This is a genomic window from Hoskinsella mucinilytica (assembly GCF_045223415.1).
In the GTDB taxonomy this organism is placed as follows: Bacteria; Bacillota_I; Bacilli_A; order Erysipelotrichales; family Erysipelotrichaceae; genus Hoskinsella; species Hoskinsella mucinilytica.
The window spans coordinates 1-4,953 of the sequence record NZ_JBEQZJ010000087.1; the positions used below are offsets into that span (position 1 = coordinate 1).

The following is a 4,953-nucleotide window of genomic DNA, read 5'->3' on the forward strand; positions in this document are numbered from 1 at the left end:
AAAAAAAGACTCACAATGAAGTGAGTCTGAAGACCTGGCAACGTGCTATCTTCACTGGGGCAGGCCCAGCTAGTTTCGCCGCTGAAGTGCTTAACTTCTGTGTTCGGGATGAGTACAGGTGTGTCCACTTCGCCTTCATCACCAGATCGCTTCTGAGGTCGCTTTCCCTCAAAACTGAATAACAGTTGACTTTGTGATTAAGTCCTCGACCGATTAGTATCAGTCAACTCCACACATTGCTGCGCTTCCATCTCTGACCTATCTACCTCGTCGTCTTCAAGGGGTCTTACTTCTTTCGAATGGGAAATCTCATCTTGGAGGGGGCTTCGCGCTTAGATGCTTTCAGCGCTTATCCCTTCCCTACTTAGCTACCCAGCTATGCTCCTGGCGGAACAACTGGTGCACCAGCGGTAGGTCCATCCCGGTCCTCTCGTACTAAGGACAGCTCTCCTCAAATTTCCTTCGCCCACAACAGATAGGGACCGAACTGTCTCACGACGTTCTGAACCCAGCTCGCGTACCGCTTTAATGGGCGGACAGCCCAACCCTTGGAACCGAATTCAGCTCCAGGATGCGATGAGCCGACATCGAGGTGCCAAACCTCGCCGTCGATGTGAACTCTTGGGCGAGATCAGCCTGTTATCCCCAGGGTAGCTTTTATCCGTTGAGCGACGGCCCTTCCTTTCGGCACCGCCGGATCACTAATCCCGACTTTCGTCCCTGCTCGAGTTGTTGCTCTCGCAGTCAAGCACGCTTCTGCATTTGCACTCGTCGATTGATTTCCATCCAATCTGAGCGTACCTTTGGGCGCCTCCGTTACTCTTTGGGAGGCGACCGCCCCAGTCAAACTGCCCACCTGACACGGTCCCTCAGCCCGTCTAGGACTGTAGGTTAGAACTTCAATCAAACAAGAGTGGTATCCCAACAGCGGCTCCTCGTACACTGGCGTGCACGTCTCTTCGCCTCCCACCTATCCTGTACATCTTTGATCAAAATTCAATATCAGGCTACAGTAAAGCTCCATGGGGTCTTTCCGTCTAGTTGCGGGTAACCTGCATTTTCACAGGTACTAAGATTTCACCGAGTCTGCTGCCGAGACAGCGCCCAAATCGTTACGCCTTTCGTGCGGGTCAGAACTTACCTGACAAGGAATTTCGCTACCTTAGGACCGTTATAGTTACGGCCGCCGTTCACTGGGGCTTCAGTTCACTGCTTCCTCTTGCGATTCACAGATCCTTTTAACCTTCCAGCACCGGGCAGGCGTCACCCCCTATACTTCGTCTTGCGACTTTGCAGAGAGCTGTGTTTTAGTTAAACAGTCGCTTGGGCCTCTTCACTGCGGCTCTCTTTTACAAGAGCACTCCTTATCGCTAACTTACGGAGTCATTTTGCCGAGTTCCTTGGCAACAGTTCTCTCGCTCACCTCAGGATTCTCTCCTTGCCCACCTGTGTCGGTTTTGGTACGGGCCGCTATGGAATTTGCGCTAGAAACTTTTCCTGGAAGCTGGCATCATATGCTTCGGTACTTGTCCTAGGACGTTCCCTTACCTCTCACGCTTTAGCTTTCGATGACGCATTTCACTGTCATCCACCTATACGCTTCGCCCACAATCCATTTAGTGGGTCATACTAGCCTTCTCCGTCATTCCTTCACTTCCATCGCGGGTACAGGAATATCTGCCTGTTTTCCATCCACTACGCCTTTCGGCCTCGCGTTAGGTCCCGACTTACCCAGGGCGGACGAACCTTCCCCTGGAATCCTTGGGCTATCGGTGTGCAGGATTCTCACCTGCATCTCGCTACTCACACCGGCATTCTCACTTCCATGCTGTCCAATAGTCCTTACGATCTATCTTCTACCTGCATGGAACGCTCCCCTACCACTCAATTTACATTGAATCCGCAGCTTCGGTAGTATGCTTAGCCCCGGTACATTTTCGGCGCAGGGTCACTCGACTAGTGAGCTGTTACGCACTCTTTGAAGGGTGGCTGCTTCTGAGCCAACCTCCTAGTTGTCTGTGCATCCCCACATCCTTTTCCACTTAGCATACATTTTGGGACCTTAACTGGCGGTCTGGGCTGTTTCCCTTTTGACCATGGACCTTATCACCCACAGTCTGACTGCCGAGTATATATTCATGGCATTCGGAGTTTGATTATACTCAGTACCCCGGGATGGGGCCATCGTACATTCAGTGCTCTACCTCCATGTTACTCTCCTCGACGCTAGCCCTAAAGCTATTTCGGGGAGAACCAGCTATATCCGTGTTCGATTGGAATTTCTCCCCTAGCCACAACTCATCCGCCAACTTTTCAACGGGGGTCGGTTCGGTCCTCCATTCAGTTTCACCTGAACTTCAACCTGGTCATGGCTAGATCACACGGTTTCGGGTCTACATCATCGTACTCTCGCCCTATTAAGACTCGCTTTCGCTTCGGCTCCACATCTTCTGCTTAACCTCGCACGATAACGTAACTCGCCGGTTCATTCTACAAAAGGCACGCCATCACCCTTTAACGGGCTCTGACTTCTTGTAGGCATACGGTTTCAGGTTCTCTTTCACTCCGCTCCCGCGGTTCTTTTCACCTTTCCCTCACGGTACTGGTTCACTATCGGTCACTTGATTATATTTAGCCTTGACGGATGGTCCCGCCTGCTTCCGACAAGATTTCTCGTGTCTCGCCGTACTCAGGATCCCACTCGGCTTCCTCTCAGATTCGTTTACGGGACTTGCACCCTCTCCGGTTGGCCTTTCAATGCCATTCTCCTTCCGATCGTCTTGCCTTTCTGTGGTCCTACAACCCCGATCCAAGGATCGGTTTGGGCTCCTCCGCTTTCGCTCGCCGCTACTTACGGAATCACTTTTGTTTTCTTTTCCTCCGGGTACTTAGATGTTTCAGTTCTCCGGGTTCCTTCCTCATGAACTATGTATTCGCTCATGGGTGACACCCTATTACAGGTGCCGGGTTTCCCCATTCGGATATCGACGGATCTTTGTGTGCGTACCACTCCCCGTCGCATTTCGCTGTTAGCTGCGTCCTTCTTCAGTTTCAAGTGCCTAGGCATCCACCGTACGCCCTTTCTTACTTAATCACTACTTCTCTTCGTGTTTTTGCTTTCCAAGGTTTACTGAGTTACTGTTTTTTTAAACTTTACTCGTGAATATCTATTCTTTTCTTACAACTTTCGTTATAGACCTTCATATGTCTTCTGTTATTCAGTTTTCAAAGATCGACTTCTTCGGAAATCACTCGGACTTCCAAAACTAAACAGGAAATATCTTTTTGTTTCTTGTACTTTCTCCTTAGAAAGGAGGTGATCCATCCCCACGTTCCCGTAGGGATACCTTGTTACGACTTAACCCCAGTCATCGGTCCTACCTTCGACGGCTCACTCCTTACGGTTATGCCACCGGCTTCGGGTATTACCAACTCCCATGGTTTGACGGGCGGTGTGTACAAGGCCCGAGAACGTATTCACCGCAGCATGCTGATCTGCGATTACTAGCGATTCCGACTTCATGAAGTCGAGTTGCAGACTTCAATCCGAACTGAGACGTCCTTTATGAGATTTGCTTCACTTCGCAGTGTCGCTCCTCTTTGTAGACGCCATTGTAGTACGTGTGTAGCCCAGGCCATAAGGGGCATGATGATTTGACGTCATCCCCACCTTCCTCCGGTTTGTCACCGGCAGTCTCACATGAGTCCCCAACTGAATGCTGGTAACATGCGACAAGGGTTGCGCTCGTTGCGGGACTTAACCCAACATCTCACGACACGAGCTGACGACAACCATGCACCACCTGTGTGATATATACCTATCTCTCTATCTCTAGAGCTTTTATATCCATGTCAAGGCCTGGTAAGGTTCTTCGCGTTGCTTCGAATTAAACCACATACTCCACCGCTTGTGCGGGCCCCCGTCAATTCCTTTGAGTTTCACACTTGCGTGCATACTCCCCAGGCGGAGAACTTATTGCGTTAACTGCAGCACTGAATCTCTCCAACACTTAGTTCTCATCGTTTACGGCGTGGACTACTAGGGTATCTAATCCTATTTGCTCCCCACGCTTTCGTGCATCAGTGTCAGTTGCAGGCCAGGCGACCGCCTTCGCCACTGGTGTTCCTCCATATATCTACGCATTTTACCGCTACACATGGAATTCCATCGCCCTCTCCTGCACTCTAGTACGACAGTTTCCGAAGCGAACAACAGTTGAGCTGTTGCCTTTTACTTCAGACTTATCGCACCACCTACGCACCCTTTACGCCCAATCATTCCGGATAACGCTTGCCACCTACGTATTACCGCGGCTGCTGGCACGTAGTTAGCCGTGGCTTTCTGGTAAGATACCATCACTCACATATCATTTCCTCTATGTGCCGTTTTTCTCTTACAACAGAGCTTTACGATCCGAAGACCTTCTTCACTCACGCGGCATTGCTCGTTCAGAGTTCCCTCCATTGACGAAAATTCCCTACTGCTGCCTCCCGTAGGAGTTTGGGCCGTGTCTCAGTCCCAATGTGGCCGTTCACCCTCTCAGGTCGGCTACGCATCATTGCCTTGGTGGGCCGTTGCCCCGCCAACTAGCTAATGCGCCGCAGGTCCATCCATGTTCGAAGCGTTCGCTTCTTTAATATGAAGATCATGCGATCCTCATACCTATCCGGTTTTAGCAGACGTTTCCATCTGTTATCCCGGGCACATGGGCAGGTTCCCTACGTGTTACTCACCCGTTCGCCACTAAGTCTCTTTGGAAGCAAGCTTCCTAAAGACTTCGTTCGACTTGCATGTATTAGGCATGCCGCCAGCGTTCATCCTGAGCCAGGATCAAACTCTCCATTTGATTTAGCTCAAAACGTTACTAACGTTATGATTTTTGTTTTTCTGGTTCGTTTTATTTCTTTCGAAATTGACGTTTCCTGTTTAGTTTTCAAAGACCGATTGGTTTT

The 4,953-nt window shown here is 50.3% G+C and carries 3 rRNA genes; all 3 read right to left on the reverse strand.

Going from position 1 to position 4,953, the window contains the following annotated elements:
- Positions 1–32: 32 nt before the first annotated feature.
- Positions 33–146: ribosomal RNA gene (gene rrf, locus UGRO018_RS17460) — 5S ribosomal RNA — on the reverse strand.
- Positions 147–193: 47 nt separating this feature from the next.
- A 23S ribosomal RNA gene (locus UGRO018_RS17465) occupies positions 194–3,094 on the reverse strand.
- Positions 3,095–3,309: 215 nt separating this feature from the next.
- Positions 3,310–4,847: ribosomal RNA gene (locus UGRO018_RS17470) — 16S ribosomal RNA — on the reverse strand.
- Together the 16S, 23S and 5S rRNA genes form the textbook arrangement of a ribosomal RNA operon.
- Between the last annotated feature and the right edge of the window lie 106 nt (positions 4,848–4,953).